Origin of the sequence: Streptomyces sp. NPDC014882, from assembly GCF_043081325.1 — a bacterium.
Lineage (GTDB): Bacteria > Actinomycetota > Actinomycetes > Streptomycetales > Streptomycetaceae > Streptomyces.
Map to the genome: position 1 here is coordinate 32,663 of NZ_JBIBWL010000005.1, position 19,720 is coordinate 52,382.

Annotated in this window: 19 protein-coding genes; 9 read left to right on the plus strand and 10 right to left on the minus strand. The window is 72.2% G+C overall.

Annotation, left to right across the window (positions count from 1 at the left end; genetic code table 11):
• Nucleotides 1-5: 5 nt before the first annotated feature.
• Nucleotides 6-932 (minus strand): mycothiol synthase, encoded by a 927-nt coding sequence (gene mshD / locus ACF09K_RS13720; RefSeq protein ID WP_392243265.1) that lies wholly within the window; start codon nt 930-932, stop codon nt 6-8.
• 393 nt (nt 933-1,325) lie between these two features.
• Between mshD and ACF09K_RS13725 the strand changes: the two genes are divergently transcribed.
• Both ACF09K_RS13725 and ACF09K_RS13730 read left to right on the plus strand, forming a co-directional pair.
• Nucleotides 1,326-3,128 carry a bifunctional metallophosphatase/5'-nucleotidase gene (locus ACF09K_RS13725; protein ID WP_392243267.1) on the plus strand — a complete coding sequence of 601 codons (1,803 nt, stop codon included), beginning with the start codon at nt 1,326-1,328 and terminating at the stop codon, nt 3,126-3,128.
• A 313-nt stretch (nt 3,129-3,441) separates the two neighbouring features.
• Entirely contained in the window at nt 3,442-3,969 is a 528-nt protein-coding gene (locus ACF09K_RS13730; protein ID WP_392243269.1) for a universal stress protein, read from the plus strand.
• A 161-nt stretch (nt 3,970-4,130) separates the two neighbouring features.
• Here the strand turns inward: ACF09K_RS13730 and heR are convergent, their stop codons facing one another.
• Both heR and ACF09K_RS13740 read right to left on the minus strand, forming a co-directional pair.
• Nucleotides 4,131-4,889, minus strand: coding sequence for a heliorhodopsin HeR (gene heR / locus ACF09K_RS13735; RefSeq protein ID WP_392243270.1), 759 nt, complete (start codon nt 4,887-4,889; stop codon nt 4,131-4,133).
• A 145-nt stretch (nt 4,890-5,034) separates the two neighbouring features.
• Nucleotides 5,035-5,373: a helix-turn-helix transcriptional regulator gene (locus ACF09K_RS13740; protein ID WP_392243271.1), complete on the minus strand. Its 339-nt coding sequence runs from the start codon at nt 5,371-5,373 to the stop codon at nt 5,035-5,037.
• 183 nt (nt 5,374-5,556) lie between these two features.
• Here ACF09K_RS13740 and ACF09K_RS13745 point away from each other — a divergent pair, with 183 nt between their 5' ends.
• Nucleotides 5,557-6,639, plus strand: coding sequence for a TerC family protein (locus ACF09K_RS13745; protein WP_392243273.1), 1,083 nt, complete (start codon nt 5,557-5,559; stop codon nt 6,637-6,639).
• A 153-nt stretch (nt 6,640-6,792) separates the two neighbouring features.
• Here ACF09K_RS13745 and ACF09K_RS13750 read toward each other — a convergent pair whose 3' ends face one another.
• The 7 genes from ACF09K_RS13750 to ACF09K_RS13780 form a co-directional block, all read right to left on the minus strand.
• Complete coding sequence (locus tag ACF09K_RS13750) at nt 6,793-8,877, minus strand: pectinesterase family protein (RefSeq protein ID WP_392243274.1); 2,085 nt, start codon at nt 8,875-8,877, stop codon at nt 6,793-6,795.
• Nucleotides 8,878-9,067: 190 nt separating this feature from the next.
• Nucleotides 9,068-10,498, minus strand: coding sequence for an ATP-binding protein (locus ACF09K_RS13755; protein ID WP_392243275.1), 1,431 nt, complete (start codon nt 10,496-10,498; stop codon nt 9,068-9,070).
• Nucleotides 10,495-11,229 carry a response regulator transcription factor gene (locus tag ACF09K_RS13760; RefSeq protein WP_392243276.1) on the minus strand — a complete coding sequence of 245 codons (735 nt, stop codon included), beginning with the start codon at nt 11,227-11,229 and terminating at the stop codon, nt 10,495-10,497. Before ACF09K_RS13760 ends, ACF09K_RS13755 begins: the two co-directional genes overlap by 4 nt.
• Nucleotides 11,230-11,285: 56 nt before the next feature.
• Entirely contained in the window at nt 11,286-11,504 is a 219-nt protein-coding gene (locus tag ACF09K_RS13765) for a hypothetical protein (protein WP_392243277.1), read from the minus strand.
• Nucleotides 11,505-11,532: 28 nt separating this feature from the next.
• Entirely contained in the window at nt 11,533-12,780 is a 1,248-nt protein-coding gene (locus ACF09K_RS13770; protein ID WP_392243279.1) for a S1C family serine protease, read from the minus strand.
• 149 nt (nt 12,781-12,929) lie between these two features.
• Nucleotides 12,930-13,952 carry a LacI family DNA-binding transcriptional regulator gene (locus ACF09K_RS13775; protein WP_392243281.1) on the minus strand — a complete coding sequence of 341 codons (1,023 nt, stop codon included), beginning with the start codon at nt 13,950-13,952 and terminating at the stop codon, nt 12,930-12,932.
• A gap of 85 nt (nt 13,953-14,037) precedes the next feature.
• The gene (locus ACF09K_RS13780) at nt 14,038-14,817 is read right to left on the minus strand and encodes a response regulator transcription factor (RefSeq protein WP_392243283.1); all 780 of its coding nucleotides are present in this window, start codon (nt 14,815-14,817) and stop codon (nt 14,038-14,040) included.
• A gap of 182 nt (nt 14,818-14,999) precedes the next feature.
• Here ACF09K_RS13780 and ACF09K_RS13785 point away from each other — a divergent pair, with 182 nt between their 5' ends.
• The 6 genes from ACF09K_RS13785 to ACF09K_RS13810 all read left to right on the plus strand — a co-directional run bounded on the left by ACF09K_RS13785 (nt 15,000) and on the right by ACF09K_RS13810 (nt 19,693).
• Entirely contained in the window at nt 15,000-15,839 is an 840-nt protein-coding gene (locus tag ACF09K_RS13785; RefSeq protein WP_392243284.1) for an alpha/beta hydrolase, read from the plus strand.
• 74 nt (nt 15,840-15,913) lie between these two features.
• A complete protein-coding gene (locus tag ACF09K_RS13790) occupies nt 15,914-16,168 on the plus strand; it encodes a MoaD/ThiS family protein (protein ID WP_392243286.1) in 255 nt (84 codons plus the stop codon).
• Between the two features lies 1 nt (nt 16,169).
• On the plus strand, nt 16,170-17,552 hold the full coding sequence (locus tag ACF09K_RS13795) for a hypothetical protein (protein ID WP_392243287.1): 1,383 nt from the start codon (nt 16,170-16,172) through the stop codon (nt 17,550-17,552).
• Nucleotides 17,553-17,686: 134 nt separating this feature from the next.
• Nucleotides 17,687-18,421 carry a DUF2993 domain-containing protein gene (locus ACF09K_RS13800; RefSeq protein WP_392243288.1) on the plus strand — a complete coding sequence of 245 codons (735 nt, stop codon included), beginning with the start codon at nt 17,687-17,689 and terminating at the stop codon, nt 18,419-18,421.
• A 207-nt stretch (nt 18,422-18,628) separates the two neighbouring features.
• A complete protein-coding gene (locus ACF09K_RS13805) occupies nt 18,629-18,712 on the plus strand; it encodes an Ms5788A family Cys-rich leader peptide (RefSeq protein ID WP_353850233.1) in 84 nt (27 codons plus the stop codon).
• Between the two features lie 141 nt (nt 18,713-18,853).
• On the plus strand, nt 18,854-19,693 hold the full coding sequence (locus ACF09K_RS13810) for a sulfurtransferase (RefSeq protein WP_392243290.1): 840 nt from the start codon (nt 18,854-18,856) through the stop codon (nt 19,691-19,693).
• Nucleotides 19,694-19,720: the final 27 nt, after the last annotated feature.

Genomic DNA, 19,720 nt, shown 5'->3' on the forward strand with positions numbered 1-19,720 from the left:
GGCGGTCAGGTCTCCGTGCGGTACATCAGGTCCGTCTCGTACGTGACGAACCCCAGCCGCTCGTACACCGACACGGCCGCCTTGTTGTCCGCGTCGACGTAGAGCATGGCGGTGGGCAGCCGCTGGGCCGCGAGATGCCGCAGGCCGATCGTGGTCAGGGACTTGCCGAGGCCGCCGCCCTGTGCGCCGGGGGCGACCCCGAGGACGTACACCTCGCCGAGTCCCTCCTCGGCGTGGACCTTCGTCCAGTGGAAGCCGACGAGCCGGTCCCCGCGGAAGGCGAGGAAGAAGCCGGCGGGGTCGAACCACGGCTGGGCCTTGCGGTCGTCGAGGTCGCGCTGGGTGAGGGAGCCCTGCTCGGGATGGTGGGCGAAGGCGGCGGCGTTGACGGCCAGCCAGGCACTGTCGTCCTGCCCCGGGACGAAGGTCCGGACGGTCACTCCCTCGGGAAGCACCGGCTCGGTCAGGTCGAGGTCGGTCAACGGCCTGCGCATCTGACGCAGTTCGCGGAACAGCGCCAGCCCGAGCACCTGGGCGAGGTGCCGGGCGGCGGCGTGGCCGCCGTGGGCCCACACCCGCAGGCGTTTGCCGGAGGCGGCGAGCAGGGCGGAACCGAGCGCCCGGCCGTGCCCGTGCCCGCGGTGCGCGGGATGGACGACCAGCTCGGCGGCCGGGGCCTCGACGGGGTCGGTGTCCTCGAGCTGCGCGTAGGCGACGAGTTCGCCGGCCACGGAGAGCAGGAGGTGGGAGACGCCCTCGCGGGGGCCGCCCCGCAGTTGCAGCCGGCCCTGTTCGGACACCGCCTGCCGGCCGTCGCTGCGGGCGGCCTCCGCGAGGAGGTCGAGGACGGCCTCGGTCTGCGCGGGGGAGAGCGCGGAGAGGGTCTCGATGGATCGCTGGCCGGGGGCCGATGCCGGGACGTCGCTGGTCATGCGTACGAGGGTAAAGGGCGGGCTCGGCAAAGTGGCGGCATCGGGTAAGGGGGCGCGGATCCGACCGGACAGGGCATGCCGACCACGGGGGAACGGGGACGCGGACCACGGGGAACGGGGTCGCGGACCACTCCGGGACGGGGGACGTGGACCACTCCGGGACGGGGCTCCGAAGCGCCGGTGAACGGGGGGCGGCACGGGCGGAACACGGCCGGGAGCTGGGAGGACGACCGGAGGACGGCAAAGGGAAACCAGGATGTAACCATGAACCCCCTGTCGCGCTACGCGCGTTGACTCTAGGCTGCGGCCCGACGGGGCCACCGGCTCAGACGCCTCGCCGGGCCCCTCGGCCCCGAGGACGTCGACACCACAGCACACACCACAGGGGGGCGCATGCCAGCCACTTCCCACTCGCATTCGAGCCGCAGACGCCGTACGTACGGGCTGTTCGCGGCGGCCGCCGGTCTGGCCACCGCCGGCGCACTGGTCGCCGCGCTGCCGGCGGGTGCGCAGGACGCACGGCACGGAAAGCCGCTGCCGAGCCGTTACCAGGACGTGCAGCTGCTGTCGTTCAACGACCTGCACGGCAACCTCGAGCCGCCGAGCGGTTCCTCCGGCCGGGTCACCGAGGTCCAGGCGGACGGCACGACGAAGACGATCGACGCGGGCGGTGTGGAGTACCTCGCCACGCACCTGCGCCAGGCCCGCGAGGGCAACAAGTACTCCATCACCGCGGCCGGCGGTGACATGGTCGGCGCCTCCCCGCTGATCTCCGGCCTGTTCCACGACGAGCCCACCATCGAGGCGCTCAACAAGCTGGACCTGGACGTCACCTCCGTCGGCAACCACGAGTTCGACGAGGGCGCCCAGGAGCTGAAGCGCCTTCAGAAGGGCGGCTGCCACCCGACGGACGGCTGCTACACGGACGAGGAGTTCGGCGGCGCCGACTTCCCGTACCTCGCGGCGAACGTCCTGAACGAGAAGTCCGGCAAGCCGGTCCTGAAGCCGTACTGGGTCTGGAAGAAGAAGGACGTCAAGATCGGCTTCATCGGCGTGACCCTGGAGAACACGCCGGGCGTCGTCTCCGCGGAGGGCGTCAAGGGCCTGAAGTTCAAGGACGAGGTCGAGACGATCGACAAGTACGCCAAGGAGCTCCAGCGCCAGGGCGTGAAGTCGATCGTGGCGCTGATCCACGAGGGCGGCCAGCCCGCCTCCACCTCCTACAACTACGACTGTGACGCGCCGGGCGCGGGCGACGGCATCTCCGGCCCGATCGTCGACATCGCGAAGAACGTCTCGCCGTCGGTGGACGCCCTGGTCACGGGCCACACGCACGCCGCGTACGCCTGCACGATCAACGACCCGGCGGGCAAGCCGCGCACGGTGACCTCGGCCGCCTCGTTCGGCCGTCTCTACACGGACACCACGCTGACGTACGACCGCTTCACGGGGGACATCGCCCGTACGGCGGTCAAGTCGGCGAACCACGTGGTCACCCGGACCGTCCCCAGGGCGACGGACATGACCGAGCTGATCGGCAGGTGGAACACCCTGGCGGCGCCCATCGGCAACCGCGCGATCGGCTACGTCTCCGCCGACGTGCCCAACACGGGCACCGAGTCCCCGATGGGCGACCTGATCGCGGACGCGCAGCTCTGGTACGGCAGGACGCTGGACGCGGAGACGGACCTGGCGCTGATGAACCCCGGCGGGGTGCGGGCCGGTCTGACCTACGCCGCCAAGGGCACCGAGGGCGACGGCGTGGTCACCTACGCCGAGGGCTTCACCGTCCAGCCGTTCGCCAACACCGTGAACCTCCAGGACTTCACCGGTGCCCAGCTCATCCAGGTGCTCAAGGAGCAGGTGAGCGGCTCGAACGCGAGCGCGCCGAAGATCCTCCAGCCGTCGGCGAACCTGACGTACACGCTGGACCTGACGAAGAGCGGCGCCGACCGTGTCGTCGCGGACTCCGTCAGGCTGAACGGTGCCGCCGTCGACCCGGCCGCCACCTACCGCGTCGCGACGAACAGCTTCCTCGCGGGCGGCGGCGACGGCTTCACCACCCTGGGCCAGGGCACGAACGACCTCGTCGGCCTCGACGACCTGGCCGCCCTGGCGCAGTACCTGACGGCCAACTCCTCGGCCGCCGCGCCGATCGCGCCGCCGGTGACCAACCGGATCACGATCGTGCAGTAATCCGGGGTCTTCCCACCTCGCCCCCGGGAACCCTCCCACCGCAGAGGCGGCCGCGTCACCGACGCGGCCGCCTCTGCCGTCGGTGCGGGAAGGCGTCGCGGCGCGCGGCGCGGAGCCGCTCGCGACCGGTCCCCTGCGGGATCCCGCGGCGCGCGGCCCGGTCGCCGGGGGCCGTCTGCCGGTGGCGGGGTGCGGATCCACGATGCGCGTCACGTTTTATGCGAAAAAATTTTCACGTAAAGGTTGACGCGTTTCCCGGTCGGCGGGGACGCTGGAAGAGGTCTTCTTCCCTCTTCCGGAAGGTGTGACGGTCATGCCCTCCCTCCGCCCGCCCTCCTCGCCCGTCCCCGGCACCGCCTTCGCTCCCCGCCGTGTGCGCCTGCGGGCCCCCGTGGCCGCGGTGCTGGCCGACCGCCTCGATGACGTCTCCGTCGTGGACGACGCTGTCCGGCTCGCCGCCGCCCGCGGCGCCCCGCTGCTGCTGATCGCCGTGCTGCCGCCGCTGCCGCCGCGGACCGCGGCGTCCCGCCCGGACGGTGCGGCGGCCCGGGCTGTGCTGGGACGGGCGATGCCACGCGTGGCCCGCGCCGGGATCCCCCACCGGCCGGCCGTCTGCCACCGCCCCGCCGGGCGGGACGGACGGCTGGGCGCGGCCAAGGGGCTGCTGGGCGTGGCCGTCGCCCACGGCTGCCCGGTGCTGGTGGTCTCGCGCAGCGGGCCGCCGGGACTGGACGCGTGCACGGTGATGGAGGCGGCCGCCATCCGCGGCGGGCCGCTCGTCCACGCGGCATCACCGGTGCCCTGGGCCCCTTTGACCGCACCCTGCCGTCCTCCCGCCTGACGGACGCGCCGGGGCGAGGGGGGCGCGGCCCTCCGGCGTGCGCCCCCTCCGGCGCGCCTCCGTGGCCTTCGCCGAACGGCGTGTGGGCTCGGGCGAGTCCCGCTCCGGGCCCGGCGGGCTGCCGTCGCGGGCGATGGGCGGCCGCGCGGGCCGAAGGAGGTTCAGCCGGCCAGCGAGCCGGCGAAGATCTGCCAGGCCAGGAGTGACTTCGCCACGAGGCTGAGCACCAGGTAGGCCTTCTCGCCGTACGCGTGGTCGGACCACCGGCCGACTCCGCGGTACTGGAGCCACTGGTTGAGACCGAAGCTGAAGAAGAGGCAGGCCTGGACGAGGACGATCCCGTACACGAAGCCGGGGACGGTCCCGGCCACGATGACGTTGTACGCGATCGAGATCCACGGCGTCACCCCGACCAGCGTCCCGAACCAGAACGGGAGCATCGTGGTCACCGCCCGCCCCGGCGGGTTCATCACCTCCTCGACCCAGCCGAAGAGGATCATCCCGATGTTGGCGCCGGCGACGGCGATGACGGCGTTGAGGTTGGTGATGCCCGCGTAGAAGCCGATGAGGAGCACCATCAGGGTCGCGCTCAGCGTGTACTCCAGCCACCGGAAACGGTTGATGCCGTGCCTGAGGTCGCGTTCGTACGTGGTGCGGCACACCGTCGCCGTCAGCAGGTGGTCCAGTGCCGCGAGGGCGAGGAAGACGGCGACGGCCCAGCCGATCGGCACGTCGAACAGCGCTTCGGGGGCGGGCGCCTCCGTTCCCGGCGGCCCCTCGGGAACGGAGGAGGTGACGGTGATCGAGAAGCTTCCGGCGAGGAGGACGATCACCACGGCCTGGACCAGGTGCAGCAGCGTGAGCCCCAGGTTCCACGAGCGGAGCCCGGCGAGGCGTTCGTCGGTGACACCGGTTGCCACCGGTGTGCCGTCCTCTCCCGTCACAGTTCCTCCCGGGGCCGGCGCCGCAGTACGCCTGCATGGTCGTACCGGTCCGGGCGGGAATCGCGGCAGCCGCCCCGCGCCCCGCCGGAAGTCCCCCGAGTGGCTCCCGGCGGCCAGGTGCTCAGGAGGCGTCGCGCTCCGCTTCCTGCGCGGGCGGATCCTCACGGAGCAGGAAGGTGGCCAGCAGGTCGCCGACGGGGTGGCCGGCTTCGGCGGGGTGGCGCAGGGCCACGGTGGGGTCGATGGTGTAGCGGTTGCGGCGGCCGACGCGGGTGCGGGTGAGGTACCCGGCCGCTTCGAGGTCGGCGACGATCAGCTGCACGGCGCGTTCGGTGATGCCGATCAGGTCGGCGACGTCCCGTCCTCGTGCCTGCGGGTCCTGGGCGAGGGCGATCAGGACGCGGGCGTGGTTGGTCAGGAACGTCCACCGGTCGCCGCGCGCGGCGGAGGGCTGGCTCATGACCCTCATCATACGAATCCGGCTTCGCGTGACCAACATCATTTCACGAAATTCAATTGGCGAATTTTTTTTCGCGTAACTCTTGACGCTCCTCGGTGTGCCGGGTGACGCTGAACACATCCCCGCCTCTCCCCTTCGGCCTTCTCCGTCCGCCCCGTCTCCGTCCCAGGAAGCCGATCGACCATGAATGAACTGTCGTTCACCGTCCCGCTGTGGGCATGGGCCGCGGTCACCGTCGGCATCGGCGTCATGCTCGCCGTCGACCTGATCGCCCACCGCGACAACCACGTGATCGGCTTCCGCGAGGCCGCGCTGTGGAGCGCGCTGTGGATCGCCGTCGGCCTCGGCTTCGGCCTGATCCTGCTGGCCTGGCAGGGCGGTGAGACCGCCTCCACCTACTACGCCGGCTACCTGATCGAGAAGGCCCTGTCGATCGACAACGTCTTCGTCTTCGCGCTGGTCTTCTCGTTCTTCGCCGTCCCCGACGCCTACCAGCACAAGGTGCTGTTCTGGGGTGTCCTCGGAGCGCTGGCCGCCAGGCTGGTGTTCATCTTCGTCGGCGCCGAGCTGCTGCAGGTGTTCTTCTGGACCGCCTACCTGTTCGGCGCGTTCCTGATCTGGACCGGCTGGAGGATGGCCGTCTCCAAGGACGAGGAGGTCCACCCCGACCGCAACCCCGTCGTCCGCCTGGTCCGGAGGATCGTCCCGACCGACCCCCGGTTCCACGGCAGCAGGTTCTTCGTGCGCCTCGACGGCAAGCGCGTCGCGACCCTGCTGTTCGTGGTCCTGGTCGCGATCGAGGCCACCGACCTGGTCTTCGCCGTCGACTCCGTCGCCGCCGTCCTCGCGATCACCACCAACACCTTCCTGGTGTGGACCGCCAACGCGTTCGCCGTGCTCGGCCTGCGCAGCCTGTACTTCTGCCTCGCCGGGCTCCTGCGCCGCTTCCCGTACCTGCACTACGGGCTCGCGGTCCTGCTCGCCTTCGCCGGCGTCAAGCTCATCCTGTCCGAGACCCCCGTCGGCAAGCTGCCCGTCCCCCTCACCCTCGGCGTCATCGTCGTCACCATCACGGTGTCCGTCACCTGGTCCCTCGTCGCCACCCGCGGCCGGACCGACGGCACCGCGGCGGACGCGGACACGGACCGTCCGGACGGAGCCGGCGACGGCCCCGGCACCGGCCCCGGCGACACCGCACCGGCCACCGGCACCCGCCCCGCCGCCTCCTCCGCTCCCGCGCACCGCACGGAAGGACCACCGCCGTGACCGTCCCGCCGTGACCGCCCCGCCGGACGGGCTCGCCGTGGACGGCGTTCCCGCCCCACCCGGCGTACGGCCGGGACGCGCACGGCCGCACCGGTGGCGCCTTCACCCAGGCGTCCGGTGCGGCCGTGCGGCCGGTCCGGCGGGGGCGGGCGGTCAGGAGGCCGTCGGCGTCCAGTCGCCCAGCCAGTCCGCGACCTCCTGGTTCGCGGCCTGGGCGTCGGTCAGCTGCGGCCGGTCGCGGCTCGCGGCACCCGCGCCCGCCCCGGTGTTCCTGTACTCGGCGAAGCGGTCGTCCTTCCAGGAGAAGCCGCTCATGTCGGTCCAGGGGGTGGTACGGATCGCCGCGCTGAGCGTGGTGTTGCGGACCGTGGTCTGCGGGTCGAGGGTGGCGTCGCCGCCGGCGTGCCAGGGGCGGCCGAGGTGGAAGGTGCGGTCGGAGACGTCGCCGTTGACCGTGGAGTTGGCGATCAGGATGCCCTTGCGGCCCGCCGCGGTGCTGGGGGCGGTGACGTAGCCGGCCGAGGTGCCGTTCCAGCGCTTCTTCAGGGTGATGACCGACTTGTCGATGACCGCCGTCGCCCGGCCGAAGATGAAGTCGACGTTGCCGACGACGTACGAGTTCGTCATGTAGACCCGGCCCAGCCTGTCCTTGGCCGCGGTGTCCACCAGCAGGGTGTCCTGGTCGCCGCTGACGATGACGCCGTCGAGGAAGATCCTGTCGGCGGCGGTGCGCAGGGCGACCGCCTGGCCGGCGATGTCCTGGTGGGCGCCCTCGTCGAAGTCGTTGGAGATGGTCAGGTTGCGGGCCTGGAAGTCGTCCGCCTCGACGGCGACGGTGGCGCTGCCGCCGGTGCCGTACGTGCCGCCGCCGGGCTTGGGCGTGCCCGACGCGTTGTTGTAGACGATCGTGGTGTCCTTGCGGCTGCCGCCGGTGCCCTGGATGGTGACGTGCGGCTTGTCGGACGGGACCTTGACCAGCTCGCGGTACGTGCCCGGCCTGACGGCGATCACGACGCGGGAGGGGTTGTTCGCCGGTACGGCGTTCACCGCGGCCTGCACCGTGCGGTACTGGCCGCTGCCGTCCGCCGCGACGGTGAGGGTGGTCGCGGCGGCCGCCGCGGTGGTGGCGCCCGCCGCGGTGGTGGCGGCCGCCGTCGTGCCGATGGCCGAGCGGGGCCCGGCGCCGGCCTTGAGGAGCGCGGGCACGTCGGCGGTCTTGTCGAGGGTGTAGGCGTAGAAGGCCTCGGGGTCGAAGGCGGTGCCGCCGCTCTCGTTGCGCCCGGACGTCCCGACGAACGTGTTGCCCTTCTGGACGATCGTCGCGGTGCTGTCCTTGGTCACCGGGTTGTTCATGCCCTGGAAGTAGGAGTTCTCCAGGACCATCTTCGTCCGGCCGCGCGAGTAGTTGCCGTACGACGACTTGATCGTGGTGCCGGCCACGTCCTCGAGGAAGTTGTTGTAGAGGTGCGCCTGGGCGGCGTTGTCCGTCGAGGGGTTGCGCTGCTCGGTCTCACGGATCCAGTTGTGGTGGACGGTGATGTCGGTGACGACGTTCTCGGTCCAGCCGATGCCGAAGGCCTTGTTGTCGTCGCTCAGCTTGTTCCAGGACACCGTGACGTAGGTGCTGTCCTTGCGGATGTCGATGAGCCCGTCGGCCATGTGCCGCAGGTCGTTGTGGTCGATCCAGACGTGGTGCGCCCCGTCCGTCTGGATCGCGTCGAAGTCGTGGTCCTTGTCGTTCCAGACGCCCTGGTACGCGTCCCGGATGGTCAGGTTCCGGATGATCACGTTGTGGACGCCCTGCCCGAGGAAGAAGCCGCCGCCCACGATGTGCCCGGAGGTCCCGGAACCCACGATCGTCTTGTCGGAGGCGACCTTGATCTCCTTGCCGACCGGGTTCATGGTGATCGTCGCGGCGACGACGATGACGTACGGTTCGGCGGCGGTCGCGTACTTCTCCAGGTCGGCGAGCGTCCTCACGGTCACGGTCCTGCCGTCCCGGCCGCCGTACGTCCCGTTCTGGCCGAGCGCGTTCACCGAGGCGAAGCCGTCGGCGGTGGCGGTCGCCCAGGCGGGGGCGGCGGGGGCGGCGGACGCGGTCGCCTGCGCCTGCGCGCCGAACAGCCCGAGGTCCGTGCCGTAGACGAGGGTCCCGGCGGCGGTCAGGACCAGCGGCACGCCCAGCGCCATGCCGGTCCTGCGCCTGCGGTGCCGGGGTGTGCGGACGGTGTCGGTCATGTGAGGGGTTCCGTTCCGTGGGAGGAGGACCACCCGGAAGGGGTGCGGGTCACGCGATGGTCGCCGCTCACGACGGAAAGGTTGCCGAACCCGCCGCAACACGTGGGCGGTACGGCGAACGCGGGGGAGGTAAGGCACGACGGGCGCGCGGGGCGGACGGCCGTCACGGTCGCTACGGCCGCTACGGCCGCTACGGCAGCTCGGGCGGAGGCGTCGGGGCGCCGGGGAGCCGTACGGTCACCAGCGTGCCGTCGCCCTCCGCGCGGGTCACCGTGACCTCGCCGCCGGCCTCGCGCACCGTGCGCGCGACGATCGACAGGCCGAGGCCCGATCCCGGGAGCGCCCGCGCGCCCGGGGAACGCCAGAACCGGTCGAAGACGTGCGGGAGTTCGTCCTCCGGGATGCCGGGGCCGTGGTCGCGGACGGTCAGCACGCCGTCCGAGAGCCCGACCTCCACGGAGCCGCCCCGCGGACTGAACTTCACCGCGTTGTCGAGGACGTTGACCACCGCCCGCTCCAGCGCGGCCGGTTCCGCCCGCACGTACCAGGGGTCCAGGGCGGCCGTGATCGTCAGCTCCGGTCCCCGCAGCCGCGCCCGGCGCAGGGCGGACTCCACGGTGTCCCCGAGGGAGACCACCTGGACCCGCTCGCCCCGCTGCCCCTCCGAACGGGACAGCTCCTGCAGGTCACCGATGAGCGCGGCCAGTTCGGTCATCTGCGCCTTCACCGACGCGAGCAGCGCCTTGCGGTCCGTCTCCGGGAGGGGCCGGCCCGTCTCCTCGCTGCGGGTGAGCAGTTCGATGTTGGTGCGCAGGGAGGTGAGGGGGGTGCGCAGTTCGTGGCCCGCGTCGGCGATGAGCTGCTGCTGGAGATCACGGGAGCCGGCCAGGGAGGCGGTCATCGAGTTGAACGACCGCGACAGGCGGGCCACCTCGTCCTCGCTGTCGTCCTCGACGGGGATGCGGATGCCGAGGTCCTCGGTGCGGGCGACGTGCTCGACGGCCTCGGTCAGCTTGTCGACGGGGCGCAGACCCGCGCGGGCGACGGCCAGACCCGCGGCACCGGCACCGACGACCCCGATCCCGGAGACGAGGAGGAGGACGAGGGCGAGTTCGTTGAGGGTCTTCTCGGTGCTCTTGAGCGGCGTGGCGAGGACGAGCGCCACCGGCCCCGCGTTGGTCTGCACGGGCAGCGTCAGCACGCGTACGGCCTCACCGTTCTCGGCGGTGCCGTCGTGGAACATGCCGTCGGCGCTGTCGTCCGCGTTCGCGATCACCTTCCGGTCGGTGGCGGAGACCTTCACCTTGCCCGCGGAGAACGCGTTGACGCAGACCGTGCCGTCCTCCGTCACGACCTGGAAGTAGCTGGTGCCCGGGTAGCCGGAGTCGGCCCGGGTGTCCTGCGGGCACGTCCTGAGCACGCTCTCGATCTGGTCGTCGAGCCTGGGCTGGGCCACCATCCTCTTCAGGTCGCCGTCCACCTGCTCGTACAGCTTCCCCTGCACGATGAACCAGCAGGTCACCGACACCGCCGCCACCGCGAACGCCACCGCGGCGGCGACCAGCATCGACAGCCGGGCCCGGATGGGAAGGGTCCGCAGCCGTCGTGCGACCCGGTTCACTCCGCGCCGCCCTGCCGCAACACGTAGCCCACGCCCCGCACGGTGTGCACGAGGCGGGGTTCGCCGCCGGCCTCCGTCTTGCGGCGCAGGTACATGACGTACACGTCGAGGGAGTTGGAGGAGGGCTCGAAGTCGAAGCCCCACACGGCCTTGAGGATCTGCTCGCGGGTGAGCACCTGGCGCGGGTGCGCCAGGAACATCTCCAGGAGGGTGAACTCGGTGCGGGTCAGCTCGACGGCCCGCCCGGCGCGCGTCACCTCCCGCGTCGCGAGGTTCATGCGCAGGTCGGCGAAGGTGAGGACCTCGTCGTCGGTGCCCGCGGCGGCGGCCGCCGCGGCGTAGGAGCTGCGCCGCAGCAGGGCCCGTACGCGGGCGAACAGCTCGTCCAGTTCGAACGGCTTGACCAGGTAGTCGTCGGCGCCCGCGTCGAGCCCGGTGACGCGGTCGCCGACGGTGTCGCGGGCGGTCAGCATGAGGATCGGGGTGGTGTCGCCGGCGCCGCGGATGCGGCGGGCGGCGGTGAGGCCGTCCATGCGGGGCATCTGGATGTCGAGGACGACCAGGTCGGGCCGGTAGCCGGTCGCCTTCTCCAGGGCGTCCGCGCCGTCCACGGCGACCTGCGTGTCGTAGCCCTCGAAGGCGAGGCTGCGCTGGAGTGCCTCGCGCACCGCCGGCTCGTCGTCGACGATCAGGATGCGCTGGGTGTCACGGTCGCCTTCGACGGGGCTCATGGCGTGGATTCCCTCGGGTGCGGTGGGGGCGGCGGGGCGCTGGGGACGGGACCCTCTCAGCCTCGCATCGTAGTGAGCCGGCTCAGCGGCACCTTGCGGCGGTGCGGGCGGGCGGCGCCGGTGCGCAGGCCCATCAGCTGCGGGACGGCGATCTCCGGGGCCCGGGGCGGCGGTGTCGGGGCGTGCAGCTCGTGCGCCAGGTCGAGGGCCAGGGCGAGGTCGGCCGCGCCGACGCCGGTCACCCGGTGCGAAACCTGCTTGACCTGCTTGATCATGACGTACTCCCTGAGCGCTGGAAGGGATTCAGCTGTCGGAGCCGCCGGCCCGCAGCGTGGCGAGGTCGGCCTTGACGGTGTCGATCGGGATGGCGAAGCCGAGGCCGACGCTGCCCGCGGCGGAGGAGGAGGCGGCGTCGGCGGCGGAGTACATCGCGGAGTTGATGCCGATGACGTTGCCGCCCGCGTCGATCAGGGCGCCGCCGGAGTTGCCGGGGTTGAGGGAGGCGTCCGTCTGGAGCGCCTTGTACGTGGTGGTGGACGAGCCGGTGTCGCCGTTGAACTCCTGGCCGCCGAACTCGAACGGCCAGCCGCCGCCCTGCTGCTGTTGCCGCTGCCCCTGGCTCTCGTCGGTGGACACCGTCACGTCCCGGTCGAGGGCGGAGACGATGCCGCTGGTCACGGTGCCGGTGAGGCCCTCGGGGGAGCCGATCGCCACGACCGTGTCGCCGACCTTGACGCCGTCGGAGTTTCCGAGGGCGGCCGCCTTCAGGCCGGAGGCGTTCTCCAGCTTGATCAGGGCCAGGTCCTTCTTGCTGTCGGTGCCGACGACCTTCGCCGTGTACTCCTTGCCGTCGCTGGTCGACACCTTGATCGAGGAGGCGCCGGCGATGACGTGGTTGTTGGTGAGGATCTCGCCGTCGCCGGTGATGATCACGCCGGAGCCGGTCGAGGAGCCGCCGCCGAGGGTGGCGTTGACCTCGACGACGCTCGGGCCGACCGCGGCGGCGATGCCGGCGACGTCACCGGTCCTGGCGGCCGGCACCACGCTGGTGGTCGTGGAGGAGGCGGCCACCTGGTCCTTGCCGGTCAGTTCCTGGATGCCGTAGGCGGTGCCGCCGCCGATCGCGGCGGCGACGATCGCCACGGCGGCGAGCAGCGACACCGGACCACGAGCCGCGCGCTTCCTCGGGGGAACGGGCGCGGGGCCGGCGGCCGCGGGCATCAGGAGAGCGGTTCCGCCGCCGCCGTTGCCGCCGCCGTCACCGGCCGCGGCGTCGTCCCGGTCACCGGCGGGCCGGTCCGGCGTCTGCCGTCCGGCGGCCGGCCCGGCGGGCCGCGACGTGACGGGCTGCGACACGGCGGCCTGCGACGCGCCGGGTGCCCCGGCGGCCTGCGGCGCGGCCGGGCGGTGTGCCGGCGGGGGCGGCCACTCCGGGTTCACGGGGTTCACGGGGTCCACGGGGTTCACGGGGGCGAAAGCGTGCTGCGGGGCACCCTGGTACGGGTTCTCGTGGTTCTCGTACTCGCCGCTGCGGCGGATGCTCTCGGTCATGGAACAGAGCTTTCCCCCCGACCATGAGAGCCGCCTGAGTGCTTCCTGAGAAGCCCGGCAGAACCTCGTACGCCCGAGATGAGAGGTGGTCGCGCGGGGGCGGTCGCTCTCAGGGAGGTCTCATGCGGCCCGGCCGGGAGCGCGCGGGATCACTCGCAGCCGCAGGAGCGGCGGACCACCAGGCGGGACGGGAACACCTTGAGCCGCTCGCGGCGCGAGCCCGCGACCCGCAGCCCGTCGTCCAGGACCAGGTCGACGGCCGCGCGGGCCATCGCCGAGCGGTCGGAGGCGACCGTGGTCAGCGGCGGGTCGGCGAGCGCGGCCTCCTTGATGTCGTCGAAGCCGGCCACGCCCAGCTCGCCGGGCACGTCGATGCGCAGCTCGCGCGCCGCCCGCAGCAGACCGATCGCCTGGTCGTCGGTGGAGCAGAAGACGGCCGGCGGCCGGTCCGGGCCCGCCAGCAGCTCCAGCCCCACCTTGTAGGCGTCGTAACGGTTGTAGGGGGCCTCGAAGAGCCGGCCCTCGGTGGGGATGCCGGCCTCGTCCATGGCCCGCCGCCAGCCCTCGACGTGGTCGGAGACCGGGTCGCCGACGGAGGGCGTCTCGGCGGTGCCGCCCACGCAGGCGACGTACGGGTAGCCGTGCTCCAGGAGGTGGCGCACGGCGAGCTGGGCGCCGCCCAGGTCGTCGGTGACGACGGCGACGTCGTCGATGGCCTCGGGCCGCTCGTGGAGCAGCACCACGCGGGCGTCCCAGGCGTCGATCTCGGCGGCGGCGTTGTCGTTCAGCGCGTGGCTGACGAGGATCAGGCCGGAGACCCGCATGCCCAGGAAGGCGCGCAGGTAGTGGACCTCGCGTTCGCCGACGTAGTCGGAGTTGCCGACCAGCACCATCTTGCCGCGCTCGGAGGCGGCCTGTTCGACCGCGTGCGCCATCTCCCCGAAGAAGGGCTGGCGGGCGTCCGGCACGATCAGGCCTATGAGGTCCGTGCGCCGCGACGCCATCGCCTGGGCGACCCGGTCGGGCCGGTACCCCAGCTCCTTGATGGCGGCGAGGACACGCTCGCGCGTGGCCGGGGCGACCGGCCGGGGTCCGTTGTTGATGACATAGCTGACGACGGCGGTGGAGGTCCCCGCCAGCCGCGCCACGTCGTCCCTGGTTACCTTGGCCACGCGCGGAGTCTACGCGGATGGATCCGCCGCGGGCAGGGCGTCGGCAGGCTTCCCGTGCGGGAGCGACGCCCGGCCTGAGCGGCGGCTATGCCTCCGCGGAGATCCCCTCGGCGCCCACGGGCACCCCGGTGTCCGCATCTTCCGGCTTTGCCCGGCCCGCCGCGGCCTTGGCCTCCTCGGCGGCACGGTCGACCTTCTCGGGGGTAACGAATCGGTAACCGACGTTGCGGACGGTTCCGATCAGCGACTCGTGCTCCGGGCCGAGCTTGGCGCGCAGCCGCCGTACGTGCACGTCGACCGTCCGGGTGCCGCCGAAGTAGTCGTAGCCCCAGACCTCCTGGAGGAGCTGGGCGCGGGTGAAGACGCGGCCCGGGTGCTGCGCGAGGTACTTCAGGAGCTCGAACTCCTTGAAGGTGAGGTCGAGGACCCGGCCCTTGAGCTTGGCGGAGTACGTCGCCTCGTCGACCGACAGGTCGCCGTTGCGGATCTCCATGGGGGAGTCGTCGTTGACGATCTGCTGCCGGCCCATCGCCAGCCGCAGCCGTGCCTCGACCTCCGCCGGGCCGGCGGTGTCGAGCAGGACGTCGTCGATGCCCCAGTCGGCGGTGACGGCGGCGAGGCCGCCCTCGGTGACGACGAGGACGAGCGGACAGCCGGGGCCGGTGGAGCGCAGCAGCTGGCACAGGCTGCGGACCTGGGGGAGGTCGCGGCGCCCGTCGATCAGGATGACGTCGGCGCCCGGGGTGTCGACGAGGGCGGGGCCTTCCGCCGGGGCCACCCGCACGTGGTGCAGCAGCAGTCCGAGCGCGGGCAGCACCTCCGTCGACGGCTGGAGGGCGTTGGTCAGGAGCAGCAGAGAACTCATACGTCTGGTTCCTCCTCGGTCCCTGCGAGGACGTTTGCGGCACTGCGGCGTTGCGGCACTGCTCTGCGCGTCCCGGGGCCCCGTACACCCGCGGTTTCCCGCTTCGTATACAACGCTTCCGAAAGCACGAAAGGACCCGGGGGCTTCACTGCCCGAGTCCTCTGCCCAGCAGAATAGCCCACATGAGCAACGGTCCGGCAGGTCATGTGGCACGTTCCACCGTTCGTCCGAACCCTGAGACGGGCACGGGCGCACCATTGCGGACGTTTCTGCCCACGGCCGACGGGGTTTCCGTCGATTCCGTATACGACCCGGGTGCGGTCGTACACGACTCCCCGGAGTCACCCTCCCGTGGCCTGGCGTTCGTCGTGGCCCACGGCTTCACCGGGGACGCGGACCGCCCGCACGTGCGCCGCATCGCCTCGGCGCTCGCCCGGTACGGGGCCGTCGTCACCTTCTCCTTCCGCGGGCACGGCCGCTCCGGCGGCCGCTCCACCGTCGGCGACCGGGAGGTGCTCGACCTGGACGCGGCCGTCGCCTGGGCCCGTCGGCTCGGGCACCCGCGCGTGGCCACCGTCGGCTTCTCCATGGGCGGCTCGGTGGTGCTGCGGCACGCGGCCCTGCACACCGGCACGGTCGACGCGGTGGTCTCCGTCAGCGCCCCCGCCCGCTGGTACTACCGCGGCACCGCCCCCATGCGCCGGCTGCACTGGCTGGTCACCCGCCCGGCGGGCCGTCTGGTCGGCCGCTACGGCCTGCGCACCCGCATCCACGACCGCGACTGGGACCCGGTCCCGCTCTCCCCGGTGGAGGCGGTCCCCCGGATCGCCCCCACACCCCTGCTGATGGTCCACGGCGACCGCGACGGCTACTTCCCCCTCGACCACCCGCGCATGCTGGCCGAGGCCGCGGGCGGCCACGGGGAACTCTGGGTGGAGCCCGGCATGGGCCACGCCGAGCACGCCGCGGCCGACGACCTCGTGCACCGCATCGGTGCCTGGGCGGCCGCCCGGGCGGGCTAGCCTGACCCTGTCGAAGCAACAGGCCGACCGAAGAACGACCGAAGAACGATCGAAGAAACCGACTGAGGGACGAGATGGCGAAGGTCACGGTGCGCTACTGGGCGGCCGCCAAGGCCGCGGCCGGAGTCGCCGAGGAGCCGCACGACGCGGACACCCTCGCGGAGGCGCTCCGGGCCGCGCGTGAGCGGCACCCCGGCGAACTCGTACGGGTGCTGCAGCGGTGTTCGTTCCTCGTCGACGGTGACCCCGTGGGCACCCGCGGACACGAGACGGTACGGCTGGCCGACGGCGGCACGGTCGAGGTGCTCCCGCCGTTCGCAGGAGGGTGAGATGACCGACCAGCAGCCGTACGAGGGGGGCCGCTACCCGCAGGGGTACGACCCGTACCAGCAGCAGGCCCCGCGGCAGCAGGAGTGGCCGGGCCGGCAGGAGCACGGGTACGAGGACCCGCAGGCCCACCTCCAGCACGCGCAGCAGTGGCAGGGCGAGACCTGGGAGACCGGCGTGCAGCCGCCCGTCACGGCGGCGGACCCGGCCGAGACGGCGTACCTGCCCCCGCAGACGGGCGAGGCCCCGGCCTGGCAGCAGCAGCCCCCCGGGCACGGGCAGGACCGGTACCCGCAGCAGGGCCAGTACCAGCAGAACCAGTACCAGCAGAACCAGTACCAGCAGGGCCCGCCCCCGCGGCATCCGCAGGAGCAGCAGGGCCGACACCAGGCGTCGCACGGGAGCCATGCGTCGTACGGGGGCCACGTGGCACCCGGGGACCAGGCGTCGTACGGGGACCACGTGGCGTACGGGCACGAGGCGTCGTACGGGAGCCAGGCGTCGTACGGGCGCGAGGCGTCGCACGGCCGGCCGCAGGCCGCCCACGCGGCCCCGGTCGCCCCCGTGGTGCCGCCCGAGGGCGGGGCCGGGCCGTCCTACGGGCCCGCCACGACGGCCGGCAACGCGCGCGTCACCGACGCCCAGCGCGCCCGCCTCGAAGGCCGTTCGCCGATCATCGAACCCGGCATGCAGCCCGCCGCGCTCACCGCCCTCCTCGGTCTGCTCCTGTCCGGTACGGCGGCGATCGGCACGTACGCGCTGCTCGTCCCGCTCGTCGTCCTCCAGGCCGTCACGGCGGCCGGCTGGTTCCGGCTGAACGGCATGTGGCCGGCCCGGCAGGGCATCGCGCTCGCCTTCCTCGGCGCGCTGGTCTCCGACGCGGCGCTCCTCGCGGCCGGCCGCGCGAACGCCCCGGCCGCGATCCTGGGCACCCTCGGCGTCTGGGTCCTGCTCTGCCTCGTCCTCCAGCTCCGCTCGCACGCCGATCCCGACGAGCGCATGTACGGCCTGACGGCGACGGTGACCTCGGCCGCCCTGGCGATCCTGGCCACCGGCCACCTCGGGGCCGACCCGGACGCGGTGACGGTCGGCGCCGCCGCGGTCGCCGTCGCCGTGGTGGCCCGCGCGCTGCCGCTGCCGACGCCCGCCTCGGTGGTCGTCGCGCTGCTCGCGGCGGCGGGCGCGGGCATCGCGGTCGGCGGGATGACCGGACTGGGCACCGGGGGCGCGCTGCTCGGCGCGGGCGCGGCGGTCTGCGCACTGATCGGCCACCGGGTGGCGAGCTACGACTACCCGTCGCGTTTCGTGCACTTCACGGCGGGCGTCGCCCTGCCGCTGGCCGCGGCGGCACCGGCGGTGTACGTGCTGGGACGGGCGCTGGCGTAGGGCGGGCGGGCGGTCGCCCGTGCCGGTCGCCTGTGTCACAGGTGATCGACAAACTCCGGCCGCCCTCCCCCCGCGGAGTTACCGTGAGTGGTCACTGTCTGTCTGTCTGGCCGTCCGGGTGGGGGAACAACCGCATGCGAGCACTTCGAATACTGCTGGTCGTCGTCGTGGTCCTGGGCGGCCTGTTCGTGCTCGCCGACCGCCTCGCCGTCAACTTCGCCGAGGGCGAGGCCGCGGACAGGCTCCGGGCCGACGAGAACCTCGCCACCACCCCGGACGTGTCCATCAAGGGCTTCCCCTTCCTCACCCAGGTCGTCGGCGGCGAGCTGGACGACGTCGAGGTCGGCATCGACGACTACGAGGCCGTCGCCGGCGACGGGGGCCGGAAGATCCGCATCGCCGACCTCCGGGCGAACATGAAGGGCGTCGAGTTCTCCGGCGACTACAGCTCCGCCACCGCGGCCAGCGCCACCGGCACCGCGTCCATCGGCTACGCGGAGCTGCTGAAGACCGCCGCGTCCGAGCCCACCGAGATCGGCCCGGTCACGGCCCGGGTCGTCGGCCTCTCCGACGGCGGCAACGGCAAGATCAAGGTCACCGTCGAGGCGAGCATCGGCGGCACCAAGCTGCCGCAGCCGGTCTCCGTGCTCAGCACGGTCACCGCCGAGGGCGACACCGTCCGGGTGCACGCCGACTCCCTGCCCAGCTTCGGTCCGTTCCAGGTCGCCGAGGACCAGGTGCGCGGCATCACCGACTTCGAGCAGAAGATCGACGACCTGCCCGGCGGCATCCGGCTCGACAAGGTCGAGGCCGCGAAGAACGGCGTGGAGATCACGGTGAAGGGTTCGAACGTCCGCCTCGCCGGGTAGCCGACCCGCGGTGGACGAGGGATGTCCGACAGGCGAGACGTCGCCGTCCGTACCGCAGATGTGACGGCGGACACCGACAGGAGCGAGCGCCCGGAGGCCGTGCGGCGACGGCCCGGGCGCTCTTTGCTTCTCACTATTCGGACGATCGCGTCTCACCATGCGGAGTGCTGGTGACACGTCCGCCCCTACGTCCCTACGATCGACCGCATGAAGCAGCGACAGGCGGATCTCACGAAGCGGCGGGCAGTAGACCTGTGCCGCGTCGCCGCCATGCTCTGTCGCCCTGTCTGAGCGGAAGCGTCCCCCTTCCTTCCGCGTCCTCCCGGCGTCCTCGATCGAGGACGCCCTCGCGCCGGCCGCCGGCGAGACCCGGCCGCGCACCCTCCTTTTCTCTGCACACCCCCGCCGCAACTGCCCCGGAGGAGAACAAGCATGAGCCGCAGCGACGTCCTGGTAGACGCCGACTGGGTCGAGGCCAACCTCGACAACCCGGACATCGCCGTCGTCGAGGTCGACGAGGACACGTCCGCGTACGAGAAGAACCACATCAGGAACGCGATCCGGATCGACTGGACCCAGGACCTCCAGGACCCGGTCCGCCGTGACTTCGTCGACCAGGAGGGCTTCGAGAAGCTCCTGTCGGCGAAGGGCATCGGCAACGACACCCTGGTGATCCTGTACGGCGGCAACAACAACTGGTTCGCGTCCTACGCCTACTGGTACTTCAAGCTGTACGGCCACGAGAACGTCAAGCTCCTCGACGGCGGCCGCAAGAAGTGGGAGCTGGACGCCCGCGAGCTGGTCGAGGAGGTGCCCGAGCGCCCGGAGACCAGCTACCAGGCCAAGCCGCAGAACACCGCCATCCGCGCCTTCCGCGACGACGTCGTGGCGGCCATCGGCTCGCAGAACCTGGTCGACGTCCGGTCGCCCGACGAGTTCTCCGGCAAGCTGCTCGCCCCGGCCCACCTGCCGCAGGAGCAGTCGCAGCGTCCGGGCCACGTCCCGAGCGCCCGCAACATCCCGTGGTCGAAGAACGCCAACGACGACGGCACCTTCAAGTCCGACGAGGAGCTCAAGGCGCTCTACGAGGACGAGCAGATCGACCTGGCCAAGGACACGATCGCCTACTGCCGCATCGGTGAGCGCTCGGCCCTGACCTGGTTCGTGCTGCACGAGCTGCTCGGTGTCGAGAACGTCAAGAACTACGACGGCTCCTGGACCGAGTACGGCTCCCTCGTCGGCGTGCCGATCGAGCTCGGCGCCGGCAAGTAACCCCACCGACCCGACCTTCTGGTCAGA

Coding starts and splice junctions, on each gene's coding strand:
- ACF09K_RS13730 (WP_392243269.1), top strand. CDS start 3,442: ATGCCCTCCCTCCGCCCGCCCTCCTCGCCCGTCCCCGGCACCGCCTTC.
- ACF09K_RS13795 (WP_392243287.1), top strand. CDS start 16,170: ATGACCGACCAGCAGCCGTACGAGGGGGGCCGCTACCCGCAGGGGTAC.
- ACF09K_RS13790 (WP_392243286.1), top strand. CDS start 15,914: ATGGCGAAGGTCACGGTGCGCTACTGGGCGGCCGCCAAGGCCGCGGCC.
- ACF09K_RS13800 (WP_392243288.1), top strand. CDS start 17,687: ATGCGAGCACTTCGAATACTGCTGGTCGTCGTCGTGGTCCTGGGCGGC.
- ACF09K_RS13760 (WP_392243276.1), bottom strand. CDS start 11,229: ATGAGCCCCGTCGAAGGCGACCGTGACACCCAGCGCATCCTGATCGTC.
- ACF09K_RS13745 (WP_392243273.1), top strand. CDS start 5,557: ATGAATGAACTGTCGTTCACCGTCCCGCTGTGGGCATGGGCCGCGGTC.
- ACF09K_RS13805 (WP_353850233.1), top strand. CDS start 18,629: ATGAAGCAGCGACAGGCGGATCTCACGAAGCGGCGGGCAGTAGACCTG.
- ACF09K_RS13810 (WP_392243290.1), top strand. CDS start 18,854: ATGAGCCGCAGCGACGTCCTGGTAGACGCCGACTGGGTCGAGGCCAAC.
- mshD (WP_392243265.1), bottom strand. CDS start 932: ATGACCAGCGACGTCCCGGCATCGGCCCCCGGCCAGCGATCCATCGAG.
- ACF09K_RS13780 (WP_392243283.1), bottom strand. CDS start 14,817: ATGAGTTCTCTGCTGCTCCTGACCAACGCCCTCCAGCCGTCGACGGAG.
- ACF09K_RS13785 (WP_392243284.1), top strand. CDS start 15,000: ATGAGCAACGGTCCGGCAGGTCATGTGGCACGTTCCACCGTTCGTCCG.
- ACF09K_RS13740 (WP_392243271.1), bottom strand. CDS start 5,373: ATGAGCCAGCCCTCCGCCGCGCGCGGCGACCGGTGGACGTTCCTGACC.
- ACF09K_RS13765 (WP_392243277.1), bottom strand. CDS start 11,504: ATGATCAAGCAGGTCAAGCAGGTTTCGCACCGGGTGACCGGCGTCGGC.
- ACF09K_RS13725 (WP_392243267.1), top strand. CDS start 1,326: ATGCCAGCCACTTCCCACTCGCATTCGAGCCGCAGACGCCGTACGTAC.
- ACF09K_RS13770 (WP_392243279.1), bottom strand. CDS start 12,780: ATGACCGAGAGCATCCGCCGCAGCGGCGAGTACGAGAACCACGAGAAC.
- ACF09K_RS13750 (WP_392243274.1), bottom strand. CDS start 8,877: ATGACCGACACCGTCCGCACACCCCGGCACCGCAGGCGCAGGACCGGC.